Annotated in this window: 11 protein-coding genes; 7 read left to right on the top strand and 4 right to left on the bottom strand. The window is 70.9% G+C overall.

Annotated features, from left to right (window positions below):
- Positions 1–27: 27 nt before the first annotated feature.
- Genes AVAK2825_RS16240 through AVAK2825_RS16225 form a run of 4 tightly spaced genes read right to left on the bottom strand, consistent with a single transcriptional unit; the run spans position 28 to position 7773 of the window.
- A complete protein-coding gene (locus tag AVAK2825_RS16240; RefSeq protein WP_272566580.1) occupies positions 28–657 on the bottom strand; it encodes a response regulator transcription factor in 630 nt (209 codons plus the stop codon).
- The gene (locus AVAK2825_RS16235) at positions 657–2699 is read right to left on the bottom strand and encodes a two-component system sensor histidine kinase NtrB (RefSeq protein WP_284400727.1); all 2043 of its coding nucleotides are present in this window, start codon (positions 2697–2699) and stop codon (positions 657–659) included. Before AVAK2825_RS16235 ends, AVAK2825_RS16240 begins: the two co-directional genes overlap by 1 nt.
- Complete coding sequence (locus tag AVAK2825_RS16230) at positions 2696–3511, bottom strand: carbon-nitrogen hydrolase family protein (RefSeq protein ID WP_284400843.1); 816 nt, start codon at positions 3509–3511, stop codon at positions 2696–2698. Before AVAK2825_RS16230 ends, AVAK2825_RS16235 begins: the two co-directional genes overlap by 4 nt.
- On the bottom strand, positions 3511–7773 hold the full coding sequence (locus tag AVAK2825_RS16225; protein WP_284400725.1) for a YhdP family protein: 4263 nt from the start codon (positions 7771–7773) through the stop codon (positions 3511–3513). The genes AVAK2825_RS16230 and AVAK2825_RS16225 overlap by 1 nt, the downstream gene beginning before the upstream one ends.
- A gap of 102 nt (positions 7774–7875) precedes the next feature.
- Between AVAK2825_RS16225 and glnE the strand changes: the two genes are divergently transcribed.
- From glnE to AVAK2825_RS16190, 7 genes are all read left to right on the top strand, one after another.
- Positions 7876–10695: a bifunctional [glutamate--ammonia ligase]-adenylyl-L-tyrosine phosphorylase/[glutamate--ammonia-ligase] adenylyltransferase gene (glnE, locus tag AVAK2825_RS16220; RefSeq protein ID WP_284400724.1), complete on the top strand. Its 2820-nt coding sequence runs from the start codon at positions 7876–7878 to the stop codon at positions 10693–10695.
- A gap of 416 nt (positions 10696–11111) precedes the next feature.
- Complete coding sequence (msuE, locus tag AVAK2825_RS16215; RefSeq protein WP_284400722.1) at positions 11112–11690, top strand: FMN reductase; 579 nt, start codon at positions 11112–11114, stop codon at positions 11688–11690.
- A 47-nt stretch (positions 11691–11737) separates the two neighbouring features.
- Positions 11738–12895 carry a dimethylsulfone monooxygenase SfnG gene (sfnG, locus tag AVAK2825_RS16210; protein WP_284400720.1) on the top strand — a complete coding sequence of 386 codons (1158 nt, stop codon included), beginning with the start codon at positions 11738–11740 and terminating at the stop codon, positions 12893–12895.
- Between the two features lie 121 nt (positions 12896–13016).
- On the top strand, positions 13017–13934 hold the full coding sequence (locus tag AVAK2825_RS16205; RefSeq protein WP_284400718.1) for an ABC transporter ATP-binding protein: 918 nt from the start codon (positions 13017–13019) through the stop codon (positions 13932–13934).
- A complete protein-coding gene (locus AVAK2825_RS16200) occupies positions 13934–14830 on the top strand; it encodes a branched-chain amino acid ABC transporter permease (RefSeq protein WP_284400716.1) in 897 nt (298 codons plus the stop codon). The genes AVAK2825_RS16205 and AVAK2825_RS16200 overlap by 1 nt, the downstream gene beginning before the upstream one ends.
- A gap of 4 nt (positions 14831–14834) precedes the next feature.
- The gene (locus tag AVAK2825_RS16195) at positions 14835–15890 is read left to right on the top strand and encodes a branched-chain amino acid ABC transporter permease (protein ID WP_284400714.1); all 1056 of its coding nucleotides are present in this window, start codon (positions 14835–14837) and stop codon (positions 15888–15890) included.
- 61 nt (positions 15891–15951) lie between these two features.
- Positions 15952–17283 (top strand): ABC transporter substrate-binding protein, encoded by a 1332-nt coding sequence (locus AVAK2825_RS16190; protein ID WP_284400712.1) that lies wholly within the window; start codon positions 15952–15954, stop codon positions 17281–17283.
- Positions 17284–17314: the final 31 nt, after the last annotated feature.

Here is a 17314-nt window from a genome sequence, read left to right as displayed (position 1 = left end):
GGCGCTTCGGCGCCCTGTGGCGTTCATTCAGTGCGCGGCGCGCAGCAGGTTGGCCAGTTCCACAGCCGACTTGACCTGCATCTTGTCGAACACGCGCGCGCGGTGCACTTCCACCGTGCGCACGCTGATGTCCAGCTGGTCGGCGATGAGCTTGTTGGGCAGCCCCTCGACCACCAGTCGCATCACGTCGCGCTCGCGCTCCGTCAACTCCGACAGCCGCACCTGCAGGTCGCTGTGCTGGCGCACCTGCTCCATGTGCTGCGCGGACTGGGCCAGGGCCTGCTCGATGCGGTCCACCAGCAGGTTGTCGGAAAACGGCTTCTCGCAGAAGTCGAAGGCTCCGCGCTTGACGGTGGCCACGGCGGTGGGCACGTCGGCATGGCCGGTGAGGAAGATCACCGGCATCGCATCGATCAGGCGGCGCTCGGCCAGCCGGTCGAACAGCGCCAGGCCGCTCATGCCCGGCATGCGCACGTCCAGCAGCAGGCAGCAGGGCTGGCGCGCGGGCGGACGCTCGTCGAGCATGGCTTCGAAGGCTTCGGCGCTGTCGAAGGACTCGCTGGGCAGGCGGCGCGATCGCAGCAGCCAGGCGAGCGCTTCGCGCACGCCCGAGTCGTCGTCGACGATGTAAACGGTGGCGTTGGAGACGGGTTCCATCAGGGGTGGCTGCTGTCCGCGCTGGCAGCAGGCAGGGTGAAAGTGAATACCGTACCACGGGGCTCGTTGGGCGCGTGGCCCAGGAAGCCGCCGTGCTGCTCGACCACGGTGCGGCACAGGCTCAGGCCGAGGCCCATCCCCTCGGGCCGCGTGGTGAAGAAGGGGGTGAAGAGTTTCTCGCCCACGTCCTGCGCGATGCCGCAGCCCCGGTCGATGACCATGAACTCCAGCCAGGCATTGTGCGCATTCGATGCGGCGCGGCGCACGCGCAGCTCCAGGATGCGCTGGGGCGTGGCGGGGTCGTCCATGGCCTGCATGGAATTGCGCGCCAGGTTCAGCAGCACCTGCTCGACCATGGTCCGGTCGCACAGCACCGGGGGCAGGTCGGCGTCCACCGAGATCTTCACGAAGACTTCGAGCTTGCGCGCCTGCAGGCGGATCAGCGGCATCACGGCCTCCAGCAGGTCGTGCACCGAGACCACCTCGCGCGACTGATCGCGCCGCCGCACGAAGTCGTGCACGCTGCGGATCACGCGGCCCGCGCGCTCGGCCTGCTGCGCGATGCGCTGCAGCGCCACGTGCACGTCGTGCAGCGGCTCCTGCGGCGGCCCGCCGCCCGGCGGCAGCAGGTTGAGCGAGCCCGAGGCGTAGCTGGAGATGGCGGCCAGCGGCTGGTTCAGCTCATGGCTCAGCAGCGATGCCATCTCGCCCACGGTGGCCAGCCGCGCGGTGGCCTGCAGGCGCTCCTGCGAGGCGCGGGACATTTCCTCGACGCGGCGCTGCTCGCTCACGTCCAGGAACGCGCTCATCCAGCCCGTGTGCAGGCCCTGCGCGTTGATGAGCGGCGCCTCGAAGATGAGCACCGGAAACCGCACGCCGTCCTTGCGCATGAAGGTGGATTCGTAGCCCTCGCGCGGCGGCGGGTGCAGGCTGGACAGGCGGATCGCCTGGCGCTGGCGGTACTCGTCGGCGAACTCGGGCGGCCAGTAGGGCACCGGGGCGCTCTGGCCCAGCAGCTCCTGCGCGGTGAATCCCACCATCTCGCAGAAGGCCGGGTTCACATAGGTGATGCGCCCCTGCAGGTCCCGCGCGCGCAGCCCGGTCACCAGGGAGTCCTCCATGGCCTTGCGGAACGCCAGCGCGTCGCCCAGGTCGCGCTCGGCGCGCAGCCGGCGCCGGTTGTCGCGCACCAGCACCACCAGCACGGTGACGAGCGCGATCGACATGGCGGTCACCAGCGCGGTGAGCACATTGGGGAACACGCTGGGCGCGCTGTGCCAGCTGTCCATGCGCAGGACCAGCGTGGCGCCCGGCAGGTCGAACAGCTGCTGCGCGCTGAACAGGCGCGTGCCGCGCCGGCTGGCCCCCACCATGGCCAGGCGGGTGCCATCGGCTTCGGTGAACGACACCTCCTGCCCGCGCTTGAGGCTGGGCACCACCAGGTCGATCAGCACGTTGTGCAGCGAGTAGGTGGCCACCACGAAGCCTTCGTTGCGGCCATCCTGCATGAGGGGCAGGCACAGTTCCATCATTTCGGAGCCGCGGCCGTCGCCCTGGGGCTGGAAGTAGCTGCCGGAGTACGACGGCCCCGACACGCGGCGCGCGTTGGCGCACGCCAGCGCGATGTTGGAATGCATGCCGCTGCGCATCTCGGCGTCCCACTGCACCGGGCGGTAGGGGGTCTCGACATGGGCCCGCACTTCCAGCGTGGGGCTGCGCCATTCCAGCCGCACGAGTTCGCGGCGCACGCTCAGCAAGGCGGCCGCGCGCGACTCCCAGCTCGCCAGGTCCGGCGTGCCCACGTGCAGCGCCTGCAGGTTCTGCAGGTTGTGGGCGAAGCCCTGGCGGATGTCGGCCACGGCATCGGCGGCGTCGCGGTCCAGGCGGTTCTGCACCTCGCTCGCCTCGTAGCGGCCGGCCAGCCACACCTGGGTGACCAGCATGCCGGCCACCAGCAGCACGAGCAGGGCCCACAGCGACCAGCGCTTCCATGCGCTGCGCCAGCGGTGCCAGGGCCACAGGAACGGCTCGCCCTCGGTCACAGGATGCAGTGGTCCAGCGCCGGCAGCTGCTGGCGCACCTGCTGCAGCCGCGCCGCATCGAGCACGCCCAGGGCCACGCCCGGGCCTTCGGCCACCTGCGCCTGCACGGCGCCCCACGGATCGACCACCATGCTGTGGCCCCAGGTGCGGCGGCCGTTCTCGTGCAGGCCGCCCTGCGCCGGCGCCAGCACATAGGCGAGGTTCTCCACCGCGCGGGCGCGCAGCAGCAACTCCCAATGGGCCTCGCCGGTGGTGTGGGTGAAGGCGCTGGGCACCAGCAGCAGGTCGGCCCCGGCCCGCGCATGCTGGCGGTACAGCTCAGGAAAACGCAGGTCGTAGCAGACGGACAGGCCCACGCGCCAACGGGTGCCGTCGCGCGCGGTCAGCTCGAAGCGCACGGGCGTGTTGCCCGCCTCGATCACCGCGGCCTCGTCGAAGCGCTCGCGCCCGTTGTCGAAGCGAAACAGGTGGATCTTGTCGTAGCGGGCCACGCACTCGCCCTGCGGCGAAAACACCAGCGAGGTGTTGCGCACGTGGTGCGGGCTCTCGCACTGCAGCGGCAGCGTGCCGCCCACCACCCACAGGCCCAGCTCCCGGGCCGCCTGGGCCAGAAAGCGCTGGATGGGGCCTTCGCCGTAGGGCTCGCGCAGCGCGAGCTTGTCGGTGTCGCGCGCGCCCATGGCGCAAAAATACTCGGGCAGCACGGCCAGCTCGGCACCTTCGGCGGCGGCCTGCTCCAGCAGGTGGCGGGCCTGTTCGAGATTGCCGGGCACGTGCAGGCCCGACACCATTTGCAATGCGGCGGTTTTCATCATGATTTGTCTCCGGTGGGGGACTCGGCCGTGGGCGGCCGGACGGCGGGGTCGGCGCTGCCCAGCTTGCGCCGGGGCACGCGCTCGATGCGCGGATCGGTCCAGGTGCCGTCGATGCGGAACTCCTGCGTGGCCGCCTGGATGAGCGGCCCGCGCAGAAAGACCTGCGCGAGGAAGCTGCCCAGGCCGACCACCGGGTTGATGGCCGTGGCCACCAGGGAGGCCGTCATGGCGTTGATCTCGGGCACCACGACCACGTGCAGGTCCTGCGTCTCGCGGTCCAGGTCGGCGCTGCCCTCCATCAGCACGGCGGCGTTCACGCCCTTCATCTGCAGGTTGTTGGTGGTGGCCACGCCCTGCTCCATGCGCACGTCGCCGCGCACGAAGTCGAACGCGAAGCCTTCACTGAACACGTCGCGGAAGTCGAGCGTGAGCCGGCGCGGCAGCGACTGCAGGCTGAGCACGCCCAGCAGCTTGGCCAGGCCCGGATCGGCCTTGAGGAACTGGCCCGATTCGACGTTGACGTTCATCTGGCCCGACATGGTGCGGTAGTCCGGCGTGAGCGGCGCGCCCATCCAGGCGACCTGCCCCTCCATGCGGCCCTTGCCGCGGCGCACCACGTCGGCCATGCCGAAACGCGTGAGCAGATCGCCCGAGTCGCGGATGTCGAGCTTGAAGTTCATCACCGTGCGGCGGCGCGCATCGGCGGCGCCGTCGCTGCCCAGCAACGCCCAGTTGCCGTTGGCCGTGAGCGTGGCCTCGGGCGTGACGATGTTGAACTTGGACAGCCGCCACTCGCGCGGAGCGCCGTCGCCGCCGCGGTTCTGCGCCTCGATCTCGATGCGGCCCAGGCGCCGCCCGCGCAGCACGAAATCATCCACCACGATGTCCAGCGACGGCAGCGTGCCGGCGCCGGCGGCCGGTTCTTCGGCCAGCAGTTCATCCACCTCCTTGGCATCGCTCTGCGGGACCGCCAGGCGCGACAGGCGGGCGAACACCCGGCCGGAGCCCGCATCGGGCCCGCTGCCGGCGCCCTGGCGAAACTCCACGTAGCCGTTCAGCTCCTGGGCGTCCACGTTGGTGCGCCAGGTGCTGCCCTCGCGCGAGCCGCCCATGACCACGCCGTGCAGCGTGCGGCCCTGGAAGTCCACCTGACGGGCCCGCACGGCCAGTTGCGTGGGCAGGTAGTCCTGCATGGGCGAGACGGAAGGCACGGGAGCGGCGCCCGTTCCGTTGCCCGCCACCGCAGCGGGCGCGGCACTCGCCGGTGTGCTGGCCGCCGATGCGGACTCGGCAGCCGGTGGCGCCACCAGCAGGGGCGAGCGCACGGGGCCATTGCCCATCAGCGCCGCCTGCCAGGCATCCACATCCAGCTCGCCGATCTGCACATTGGCCACCACGCCGCGTTCGGGCAGGGGCGCCGCCTCGCCGGGCGCCAGGCCCAGCGCGATGGCGCCGCGCAGCACCCGGGGCTGGGCGGCGTTGGCAATGTCGCGCACATAGGTCACCGAGCCGAGCGCGCCCAGGTCCAGCGCCATGTGTTCGTGCAGGGGCGCCGCACCGGTGCCATTGCCACCGCCGCTGCCGTTGCCGCTCCCTGCCGCGGCCGCCAGGGATTCGCGCGTGAGCTGCGTCTCGAACCGCACGGGCATCAGGGCCTCGGCGGTCTTGCCCAGCGGCGCCGGCAGGTCCAGTGCCATGCCCTGCAAGGTGGTGGTCACCTGCACCTCCGGCGTGCCCCGGCGCACGCCCAGCGCCAGCGTGTAGGGCGTGCTGCCGCTCGCGCGCTGGGCCAGTTGCGCCAGGCCCGGCCATTGCGACGCCTGGCGCAGCCCCTCGGCCGTGGCCACGCCCTGGCCGCGCACCTGCACGGCGGACTCCACCGGCAACGCCCCCGCGGGCAGGGACCGCATGCCGCCCTCCAGACGCAGGTCGCCCCCCAGCGCGCGGCCCTGCACGCCCGCCAGGGTGAAGCCGGTGTCGGTGAACTGCACGGTGCCGCGCGCGCGGCCGATGGGCGGGGCCTCCGGTGCGATGCGCACGTCATTGCCCGCCAGGGTCACGCTGCCCTGCACCTTGGACTGGTCGATGTGGCTGACGGGCAGCGACAGGGCCAGCTGCAGGTCGGCGGTGCCGTTGGCGGTGGTCTTGTCCAGCGCATTGCCGGTCAGGCGCGCCAGCGGCGAGGTGGTGACGAACGACAGCATGTCCGCCAGCGGGCCCCGCGCATCGGCGTTCACCGCGACCACCGTGTGGGCCAGGTCCGGAATGCGCGCCTCCACCTTGTTCACGCGCAGCTTCGGCGTGCCGGCGAAGCTGCCGCTGGCGCCCTTCACGGCCATGGTGGATCGGTCGAAGATCAGGTCGCCGGTGAGTTCGGTGAGGGCGGGCCAGGGCGCCTCGTTGGCATGCTGCAGGCGCGGCGGCACATAGGCATAGGTCACGTCCTTCACGCGCGCGGCGATGTGGAAGTCGCCCTGCCCGGGCGTGTTGAAGGGAATGTCGTGCAGGTCGCCCTTGACGCGGAACTGCACGTTGCTGGCCGTGCCCGTGGTGACCGCGTCGCGCACGTAGTGGCGCGTCTCCTGCGGGATGGACAGCGGCAGGTAGCGGTGCACGCGGGTGCCGTCCGCGCGGCTCAGGCTGCCGGACAGGTCCAGCACGCCGGGAAACCGCGGCCGGGCGCCGGCACGCTCGGCATCGCCGGTGTGCCAGTTCAGCCGGGCCTCGCCCTGCGCATCGGCGTTGGAAAACTGCAGGTCGCTGGCCTGCACCGCGATGCGCTCGCCCTCGATCTGCCAGCGCACGTTCGCCGACAGCTGGTCCACCGGTACCGTGCCTTCCTCGAACACATGGGGCAGCACCAGGGCGCCGTCCGCCAGGGCCAGCGTGGCCTTGCCGCCCGCCTGCGACACGTCGAACTCCACGCTCGCGCCGCGCAGGCCGGGCACGTGCGAGGCCGCGCCCTCGGCGCGCGGCTGGTCGGCCACCGCCAGCCCGGTCACCTTGCCGCGCGCCTGGTATTGCTGCAGCTGCTGCAGGGGGCCGCGCCAGGTGGCCTTGACCTCCTCCACCAGCCCGCGCGGCGTGTAGTCGGCCAGGGCGGAATGCACGGCGGCATCCAGCGGCAGCCGGCTGGCGATCTGCGCCAGCGCGGCCAGGTCGAGGCGGTCGGCGCGCAGTTCGCCCTGCTCACGGCCGCTTTGCACGCCGGTGTGCCGCACCGTGAGGTTGCCGCCCGGCCAGCGCAATGCGTCCTGCGTGGTGAACTGCAGGCCCTCGGTGGAGAACTCGAACCCGTCGGACAGGCGCCGCCCGCCCACCCGGCCGGCGACGGACTGCAGCGCAAGCGGCTCCAGGCCCTCGCCCAGGCGGGCATTCACCCCGGCCAGGGCGAGATCGGCCGTGCCGCCGACGAACTGCCCGCGCTGGAAATCGACCCACGCGCGCAGCGCGCCGCGGCCCTCGGCCACCTGCACGCCGTCGATGTGGACATGGTGGCGCAGCCGGGACACGTCCACGCGCGAGAAATCGGCGAACAGCTGCCCCGTCCACTGCTGCCACGACCCGCCGTGCGTCGTCAGGAACGGCTGGCGGAACTGCCCGGTGAGCTTGAACCGATCGCCCCACTGCGGCGGCGGCGTGGCCTCGATCCGCATGCCATGGCGCCAGCCCCGGTTGCGCAGCAGCAGGTCCACCTGCCCCAGCGCCAGGGGCGGCTCCTGGCTTTGCTCGTCGGTCAGCCGCACGGTGCCGCCGCGCAGCACGACCTCGCTTTGCGAAAACAGCCAGTCGGCCCCGGCGCTGTCGCCCCCCGCGCTCTGGCGGAAGGCCAGCCCGGCGATGAAGATGCGGCCGTCCGCCATGCGGCGCACGTCGAGTTCGGGGCGTTCGATGGTCAGCTGCTCGAACCCCATGCGCAGCACCGAGCGCGGCGACAGCGAGCCCACCACGCGCGGCAGCTTCAGGGCCTCGCGGCCCTGGGGGTCCAGCAGGGCGACGTCGTTCAGCTCGATGGTGGGCACCAGCCCTTCGGAGCGGGCCGAAAGCGCACCGATGCGCACCGGTACCCCCAGCGCCCGTGTGGCATGGGCTTCCAGCTGCGGACGGAAGTCGCCGATACGCGGCACAATCCAGCCGTGAAGCACCCCCCAGGCGGCGGCCACCAGCAGCCAGAAGGCGATGAGCAGGCCCAGGGACCACCGCGCAAGACCTGCCAGGCATCGGAGCAGGCGTGAGGGGTTCGGTGGCTGTTCAATCATTGGTGGGTTGGGATGCGAAGGGAATTATGACCCGCGCCCGCTGTGCGGGTTCAGCATCAAACGGTGTCGTTATGTACGGTTTTCAGGCCCCGGGCCCTTGCTATGCCGCTGTCTTGCACTGACGTTCCAGAGATCCCCAGCGCCGCCGTCGACGGCCCGCTGGCGAGCCATTCCCGCTTCCACCAGCGGCTGCACCGGCGCTATGCCGACGCGTTCGCCGTGCTGCCGCCCGGCGCCCCCACGCGGGCCACCATGGCCGAGGCGCTGGCCGCCCTGCGGGCCCGCGGGCACGACACCGGCACGGCCCTGCGCATCCTGCGGCAGGTGGTGATGGAGCGGCTGGTGCGCCTCGATTGCGAACAGGGCGCACCGCTGGCCGACATCACGCGGGCGACCACCGAGCTGGCCGAACTGGCCCTGGACCAGGCCTGCGTGCAGGCCCGCGAAGCGCTCGACGCCCGCCACGGCGCCCCGCGCGGCCCCGAGGGCCAGCCGGTCGAGCTGTGGATCATCGGCATGGGCAAGCTGGGCGCGCGCGAGCTGAACGTGTCCAGCGACATCGACCTGATCTACGTGTACGAACACGACGGCGAGACCGCCGGCAACGCCGAGGGCCGCAACCGCATCTCCAACCACGAGTACTTCGGCCACGCCGTCAAGGCCATCTACGGCCTGATCGGCGACACCACCGAGCACGGCTTCGTCTTCCGGGTGGACCTGGCGCTGCGGCCCAACGGCAACTCCGGCCCGGCGGCCGTGTCGCTGGCCGCGCTGGAGGAATACCTGCAGGTGCAGGGCCGCGAATGGGAGCGTTTCGCCTGGCTCAAGAGCCGCGTGGTCGCGCCGCGCAGCAGCGTCATCGGCGAGCCGGTGCAGGCCCTGCGCGGCGTGGTGCTGCCCTTCGTCTTCCGGCGCTACCTGGACTACAGCGTGTTCGACGCGCTGCGCTCGCTGCACCGGCAGATCCGCGACCACGCCGCCAAGCGCAGCGCCGGCCACCCCGAGCGCGCCAACGACGTGAAGCTCTCGCGCGGCGGCATCCGCGAGATCGAATTCACCGTGCAGCTGCTGCAGGTGGTGCGCGGCGGGCAGTTCCCCGAGCTGCGCTGCCGCCCCACGCTGGAGGCGCTGCAGCGCATCGCGCGCGCCGGCCTCATGCCGCAGGAGACGGCCGAGGCGCTGGCCGCGGCCTACACCTTCCTGCGCCAGGTGGAGCACCGCATCCAGTACCTGGACGACCAGCAGACCCACGTGCTGCCCACGCGCGACGACGACCTGGCCTGGATCGCCCAGACCCTGGGCCTGGGCACCTGCGCCTTCCTGCACCAGCTCGATGCGCACCGCGAACTGGTGGCGCAGGAGTTCGACACGCTGCTGGGCGGCGCCGGCAAGAAGCAGTGCACCAAGGGCGGCTGCGGCGGCCCACGTGCCGGCGCGCCCGCCGCGCCCGAGCTGGAAGCGGTGCTGGAGCAACTGCCGCCCACCGTGCGCGCGCGCGTCGCCGAATGGCGCACGCACCCGCGCGTGCAGTCCCTGAGCGACGAGTCGCGCGAGCGGCTGCTGCGGCTGGTGCAACGCACTGCGCGCTGGCTGGCCGAGGGCCAGGTCAACGAAGACGCCGTGGTGCGGCTGATCGGCTGGCTCGAATCGCTGCTGCGCCGCGACATCTACCTGGCGCTGCTGCTGGAGCGCCCCTCGGTCCACGAGCACCTGCTGCACCTGCTGGGCGCCGCGCAGTGGCCCGCCCGCTACATGCTGCAGCACCCCGGCGTGATCGACGAACTGGCGGGCGACGCACTGCTGGCCGAACGCTTCGTGCCGCAGGACTTCGAGCACGAACTGGGGCTGCGCATCGCCTCGCTGCAATCGACCGGCGAGGACGACGACGAGACCCTGCTGAACCTGCTACGCCGCGCCCACCATGCCGAGACCTTCCGCACGCTGGCGCGCGACGTGGAGCGCCGCATCACCGTGGAGCAGGTGGCCGACGACCTCTCGGCCCTGGCCGACAGCGTGCTGCGCGTGACCGCGCAGTGGTGCTGGAGCCGCCTGAAGAACCGCCACCGCGAGGTGCCGCAGTTCGCCATCATCGGCTACGGCAAGCTGGGTGGAAAGGAGCTGGGCTACGGCAGCGACCTGGACATCGTCTTCGTGTTCGACGACGACGACGACCGCGCGCCCGAGGTGTATTCGGCCTTCGTGCGCAAGCTCATCAACTGGCTCACGGTGAAGACCGCCGAGGGCGACCTTTTCGAGATCGACACCGCCCTGCGGCCCAACGGCAATTCGGGCCTGCTGGTGACCAGCTTCACCGCGTACGCCAACTACCAGCAACGGCGCGGCAGCAACACCGCCTGGACCTGGGAGCACCAGGCCATGACGCGGGCGCGCTTCCTGCTGGGCACCGAAGACCTGGCCCCGGCCGGCCCGCTCGCGCCCCTGCCCGAAGGCAGCGAGGCGCCCGCGGGCAGCGGCCGCAACCTGCGCGAGCGCTTCGATGCGGTGCGCGAGGCCGTCATCACCGCCCCGCGCGACCCCGCCGCGCTGCGCGAGGAGATCGTCACCATGCGCGAGCGCGTGCGCGCCGCCCACCCGGTGCCGGCCGGGCAGTTCGACGTCAAGCACAGCGTGGGCGGCATGGTGGATGTCGAATTCGCCCTGCAGTACCTGGTGCTGTCGCAGTCCGCCACCCACCCCAGCCTGCGCGAGAACCGGGGCAACATCACCCTGCTGCAGCGCGCCGAGGCCGCCGGCTTCCTGCCCGACGGCGTGGGCACCGCCGCTGCCACGGCCTACCGCACGCTGCGCCAGGTGCAGCACCGCGCCCGCCTGAACGAGCAGCCCACGCGCGTGGACCCCGCCACGCTGCAGGCCGAGCGCGACGCGGTGCTGGCGCTGTGGCGGGCGGTGTTCACCGGCTGATCCCCACCGGCATTCGGGGCCTTTTCGCCCCGATGCCCTAGTGGAATATGCCCTGATTGCTATATAAATAATAGCGAATGATCCCGACGGCGCGGCAGGCACGCGCCGCCCGGCCAGCCGGCCCCCTGCGCCGCGCGCCTGCGCCCGGGCCAGCACCGCAGCAGCAAACTGCGCAATTTGCCGCTGGGCGGGCAGGCGGGCCCGGCACGCGGTGCGGCCGCCACGTGGCGCCGCCGCCCCGCGCATCGGCCCGGGTTTCCGGGTTTTCCCTTGCCAATCAACCACTTGCCGGCACGCACGGATTCCGCATAAGCATGCGCCGATTCCTTTGCAGCGCTGGCGCGCCGCTGGGTCTTCAATCCATTCCATCCCCCGCCGCGATGGTCGCGCCGGGCAAACCAGGAAGGTTCGATCCCATGACGCGCAAATTCAAGGTAGTGGCGGTTTCCGGCAATGTGCAGCGCCCCTCGCGCACGCTGGTGCTGGTGGAAGAGTTGATCGCCGCGCTCAGCGAGGCATTGCCCATCGAGGCGCACACCATCGAGCTGGGGCCGCTGGCCCCGCAGATCGGCGGCGGGCTCTACCGCAGCCAGTTGCCGGCCGCCGTCGAAGCGGAGCTGGCAGCCATCGAATCGGCCGACCTGCTGATCGTGGCCAGCCCGGTCTACCGCGGCTCGTACACGGGCCTGTTCAAGCACCTGTTCGACTTCGTGCACCACGAGGCGCTGATCGACGTGCCCGTGCTGCTGGCCGCCACCGGCGGCAGCGACCGCCATGCGCTGGTGATCGACCACCAGCTGCGCCCGCTGTTCAGCTTCTTCCAGGCGCGCACGCTGCCGCTGGGCGTGTATGCCTCGGAGCAGGACTTCCAGGGCTACGAGATCGCCAGCGCCGCCCTGCGCGAGCGCATCGTGCTGGCGGTGCAGCGTGCGGCGCCCCTGGTCGGCATCGCGCCGCAGGCCGCGCCCGCGCTGCGCCTGGCGCAGGCGGCCTGAGCCCCGCCGGCCACCCCATTCCCCTCCCTCTGTCCAGGAGCATCGCCATGAGCCACGACACGACTTCCGCTTCTTCTTCCTCCGCTGCAGGCATCCGCTTCGCCTACTGGGTGCCCAACGTCAGCGGCGGGCTGGTGGTCAGCACCATCGCCCAGCGCACCGACTGGAGCCTGGAATACAACCAGCGCCTGGCGCAGGCGGCCGAGAAGGCGGGTTTCGACTACGCGTTGAGCCAGATCCGCTTCACCGCGGGCTATGGCGCCGAATACCAGCACGAGTCGGTGTCGTTCAGCCAGGCGCTGCTGCACGCCACCACCAAGCTCAAGGTGCTGGCCGCCATCCTGCCCGGGCCGTGGAGCCCGGCCGTGGTGGCCAAGCAGATCGCCACCATCGACCACATCTCGCAGGGGCGCATCGCCATCAACGTGGTGAGCGGCTGGTTCAAGGGCGAGTTCCAGGCCATCGGCGAGCCGTGGCTGGAGCATGACGAGCGCTACCGCCGCTCCGAGGAATTCATCCGCGCGCTCAAGGGCATCTGGACGCAGGACAACTTCACCTTCAAGGGCGACTTCTACCGCTTCAACAATTACACGCTGAGCCCCAAGCCCGTGCAAAAGCCCCACCCGGAGATCTTCCAGGGCGGCAGCTCGCGCGCCGCGCGCGACATGGCCTCGCGCGTGTCGGACTGGTACTTCACCAACGGCAACACGCCCGAGGGCGTGAAAAAGCAGATCGACGACATCCAGGCCAAGGCCGCCGAGACGGGCCACCGCGTGCGCATCGGCATCAACGCCTTCGTCATCGCCCGCGACACCGAGGAAGAGGCCCGCGCCGTGCTGAAAGACATCATCGACCACGCGCACGTGGAGGCCGTGCACGCCTTTGGCGACGCGGCCAAGCAGGCCGGCCAGGCCTCGCCCGAGGGCGAGGGCAACTGGGCGAAATCCACCTTCGAGGACCTGGTGCAATACAACGACGGCTTTCGCACCAACCTCATCGGCACGCCGCGCCAGGTCGCCGAGCGCATCGTGGCGCTCAAGGCCGTGGGCGTGGACCTGATCCTGGCCGGCTTCCTGCACTTCATCGAAGAGGTCGAGTACTTCGGCGAGAAGGTGCTGCCGCTGGTGCGCGAGCTGGAAGCGCAGGGCCTGGGCGCACCCGCCGGGGCCGCCATCGGCGAGCCCGCCGAGGCCGTGGCCGCCTGACCCGCGCAGGCACAACGCCCCACCCGCCGCCGCCCACCCTCCACTGGCGCCCCGCCCTCCCGCCGCTCGCCTGCGCGACGCGGCGCCGGGCGCAGCCTGGCCCGGAAAGCCCTGCACCACCATGTCCAGCACCCTGTTCGACGGCACCCTGGCCCCGCCCGCCACGGCACCCGCTGCACCGCGCCGCAGCGCCGAGCGCGCCGGCGCGGTCACGGGCGGCACCCTGCCACCGGTCGCCCCGCCCGCGCTCGAACTGCAGGGCATCGACCTCTCGTTCGGCGGCGTGCATGCACTGCGCGGCATTGACCTGCGCGTGGCCCCGGGCGAGCTGCGCGCCATCATCGGGCCCAACGGCGCGGGCAAGAGTTCACTGGTCAACATCATCAGCGGCCTGTACCGGCCCGACGCCGGCCGCGTGCGCATCGGCGGCGATTCCTTCGCCCAGGTGCCCACGCCCCGGCTGGCGCACCTGGGCGTGGCGCGCACCTTCCAGAACCTGGCGCTCTTCAAGGGCCTCTCCGTGCGCGACAACATCGCCCTGGGCCGCGTGCATGCGGCGCACGCCAGTTTTGCCGAGCAGGTGCTGGGCTGGGGCCGGGCGCGCCGCGAGTGGAGCGATGCGCGCGAGCAGGCGCGCGAGGCCATCGACTTTTTGGGCTTAGGGCATGTGCAGGACCGGCTGGCCGGCGGCCTCCCCTACGGCCTGCAAAAGCGCGTGGAACTGGCGCGCGCGCTGGTGGCACGCCCGCGCCTCTTGCTGCTGGACGAACCCCTGGCCGGCACCACCGCGGGCGAGAAAAGCGAGATGGCCGCGCTGATCCGCGCCGCGCGCGACCGGCACGGCGCGGCGGTGGTGCTCATCGAGCACGACATCGGCATCGTGCTGGGCCTGTCGGACCGCGTGGCGGTGCTGGATTACGGCCGAAAGATCGCCGACGGCACACCGGCCGAGGTGCGCGAGGACCCGGCCGTGATCGACGCCTACCTGGGCGTGGCGCACGACCAGGAAATCCCCCCACCCGAAACAGAGGCGCGGTGATGGAAGGCTTCGACTTCGCCTTCCTCGCCGAGGTGCTGATCGGCGGGCTGCTGTCCGGCGTGATGTATTCGCTGGTGGCCATCGGCTTCGTGCTGATCTACAAGACCTCGGGCGTGCTCAACTTCGCGCAGGGCGCGCAACTGCTGTTCGCGGCGCTCACCTTCGTGAGCCTGGTCGAGCGCGGCCTGCCGTTCGCACTGGCATTGGCGATCACCTTCGCGCTGATGGTGGCGCTGGGCCTGGCCATCGAACGCGTGGTGCTGCGCCCGCTGGTCAACCAGCCGCCCATCACGCTGTTCATGGCCACGCTGGGGCTGTCGTACGTGATCGAGGGCGTGGCCCAGCTGGTGTGGGGCACGCAGGTGCATTCGCTGGAGCTGGGCGTTTCCGATGCGCCCATCGAGATCGCGGGCGTGCTGATTTCCACCTTCGACCTGTTCGCGGCCGGCGTGGCGGCGGTCATGGTGGCGGTGCTGTCTGCGTTCTTTCGCTACACCCGCGTGGGCCTGGCGTTTCGCGCGGTGGCCGACGACACCTTCGCCGCCCTGGCCGTGGGCCTGCGCCTGCCGGTGATCTGGGCCACCGTGTGGTCCGCCGCCGGCGTGATCGCGCTGGTGGCCGGGCTGCTGTGGGGTGCGCGGCTGGGCGTGCAGTTCTCGCTGTCGCTGGTGGTGCTCAAGGCCCTGCCGGTGCTGGTGCTGGGCGGCTTCGACTCCATCCTGGGCGCCATCGTGGGCGGGCTCATCATCGGCGCGCTGGAAAAGCTGGCCGAGGTGTACCTGGGTGCCTACGTGGGCGGCGGCATCGAAAGCTGGTTCGCCTACGCCGCCGCACTGCTGTTCCTGCTGGTGCGGCCCGGTGGCCTGTTCGGGCAGCGGCTGGTGGAAAGGGCCTGACGCCATGGCAACCCCCACCCTTCAACCCGGCACCCGTCGCACACTCTGGCCCCTGTGGGCCACGCCTGCCATCGCGCTGGCATTGGCCTACGGCGTGGTGCCGCTGCTGGCCACCGACTACGTGTTCGACGCCCTGCTGATTCCCTTCCTCGCCCTGTCGCTGGCCGCCGTGGGGCTGAACCTACTGACCGGCTACGCGGGCCAGCTCTCGCTGGGCTCGGCCGCCTTCATGGCCGTGGGCGCTTATGCGGCCTACAACTTTCAGTTGCGCGTCGAGGGCCTGCCGCTGCTGGCGGCCATGGCGCTCGGCGGCGTGGCCGCCACGGTGGTGGGCGTGGTGTTCGGCCTGCCCAGCCTGCGGCTGCGCGGCTTCTACCTGGCCGTATCGACCCTGGCGGCGCAGTTCTTCGTGCAGTGGGCACTGACGAAATTCGGCTGGTTCAGCAACCACAACCCCTCGGGCGTGATCGACGCACCGCCCATCGCCGTGGCGGGTGTGGCCTTCGACACGCCCACGGGCCGCTACCTGTTCGCGCTGACCGTGGTGGCCGTGCTGACGGCGCTGGTCTGGCGCGTGACCCGCACGCCCACCGGCCACCACTTCATCGCCGTGCGCGACAACGAGCTGGCCGCCCGCGTGATCGGCGTGCCGGTGCTGCGCGCCAAGCTGCTGGCCTTTGCGCTGTCATCGTTCGTGATCGGCGTGGCGGGCGTGCTGTGGGGCTTCGTCTACCTGCGCACGGTGGAGCCGGCGGGCTTCAACCTCGACCGCTCGTTCCAGATCCTTTTCATCATCATCATCGGCGGCCTGGCCACGCTGCGCGGCGCCTTCCTGGGCGCTGCCCTGATCGTCGTATTCCCGCTGCTGCTCTCGCGCCTGGGCAGCCTGCTGCTGGGCCAGTGGTTCGACTCGGGCGTGCTGGAGCTGTGCCAGCGCATCGCCCTGGGCGCGCTCATCGTGGGCTTTCTCATCGCCGAGCCGCGCGGGCTGGCGGCGCTGTGGGAGCGGGCGGTCGCCCGGCTGCAGCGCACGCGGCCGCCGCCCCCGCAGGGCGCCTGACCGGCTCCTTTCCCGCACCCTGCCATTCCCCTCTTCCTTTCTCTCCACAGGAGCGCATCGCATGTCCCTCGTTCGCCATCTGAAAACCGCCTTGCTGGCCGCCGCACTGGCGCTCACCGGGCTGCAGGCCGCGCAGGCCCAGACCGCCAAAACCCAGGAACAGTTCTTCCCGCTGCAGAGCTACCGCGTCGGCCCCTACGCAGCGGGCGGCACGGGCTTCTTCGGCGGCTTCATCGACTATCTGAACCTCGTCAACACGCGCGACGGCGGTGTGGGCGGTGTCAAGCTGACCTGGGAAGAAGGCGAGACGCAGTACGAGGTGGAGCGCGGCGTGGAGGTGTATGAGCGCCTGAAGACCCGCCCCGGCATCGCAGCGTGGAACCCGCTGTCGGTGGGCATCGCCTATGCGCTGATCGACAGGGTGACGGCCGACAAGGTACCGCTGCTCACCATCAACCACGGCCGCACCGACACCACCGACGGGCGCGTGTTCAAGTACATCTTCCCGCTGCTGGTCAATCCGTACAGCGAGACCTCGGGCATCGTGAACTACCTGGGCACCAAGGCAGGCGGCACGGAGAAGCTCAAGGGCAAGAAGATCGTGGTGCTGTACCACGGCTCGCCCTACGGCAAGGAAACCATTCCGATCTACGAGCTGCTGGCCAAGCAGTACGGCTTCACGGTGCAGCAGATCGAGGTGCCGCACCCCGGCAACGAGCAGCAGTCGCAGTGGCTGACCATCCGCCGAGCCAAGCCCGACTTCGTGGTGCTGCGCGGTTGGGGCGTGATGAACCCGGTGGCGCTCAAAACCGCGCAGAAGACCGGCTTTCCGGCCGACCGCATCGTGGGCAACATCTGGTCCAACTCCGAGGAAGACGTGATCCCCGCGGGCGACGCCGCCAAGGGCTACGTCGCCATCACCTCGGTGGCGCCCGGCACGCAATACCCGGTGCTACAGGACATCGTGAAGACCGTCTACGACGCGGGCAAGGGCAACCTGCAGGACAAGAAGCGCATCGGCAGCGTGTACCACAACCTGGGCGTGCTCAACGGCATCCTGAACGTCGAGGCCATCCGCATCGCGCAGGCGAAGTTCGGCAAGCGCACCCTCACCGGCGACGAGGTGCGCTGGGGCCTGGAGAACCTGAAGATCGACGAAGCCCGCGCCGCCGCCCTGGGCGCCAAGGGCCTGTTCCATTCCATCCACGTGACCTGGGACAACCACGAAGGCGACGGCCGCGTGGCCTTCCAGCAGTGGGACGGCACGCAGTGGAAGGTCGTCTCCGACTGGATCGCGCCGGACTGGAAGCTGCTGCGCCCGATCATCGAAAAGTCGTCCCTGGCCTATGCCAAGGAAAAGAACGTCAAGGTGCGCACGAGCATCGACGACTGACCCGCCCCTTTCTCCATCCCACCCGGAGCGA

Origin of the sequence: Acidovorax sp. SUPP2825, from assembly GCF_030158995.1 — a bacterium.
Lineage (GTDB): Bacteria > Pseudomonadota > Gammaproteobacteria > Burkholderiales > Burkholderiaceae_C > Paracidovorax.
This window is presented reverse-complemented; position numbering and strand designations above follow the sequence as displayed.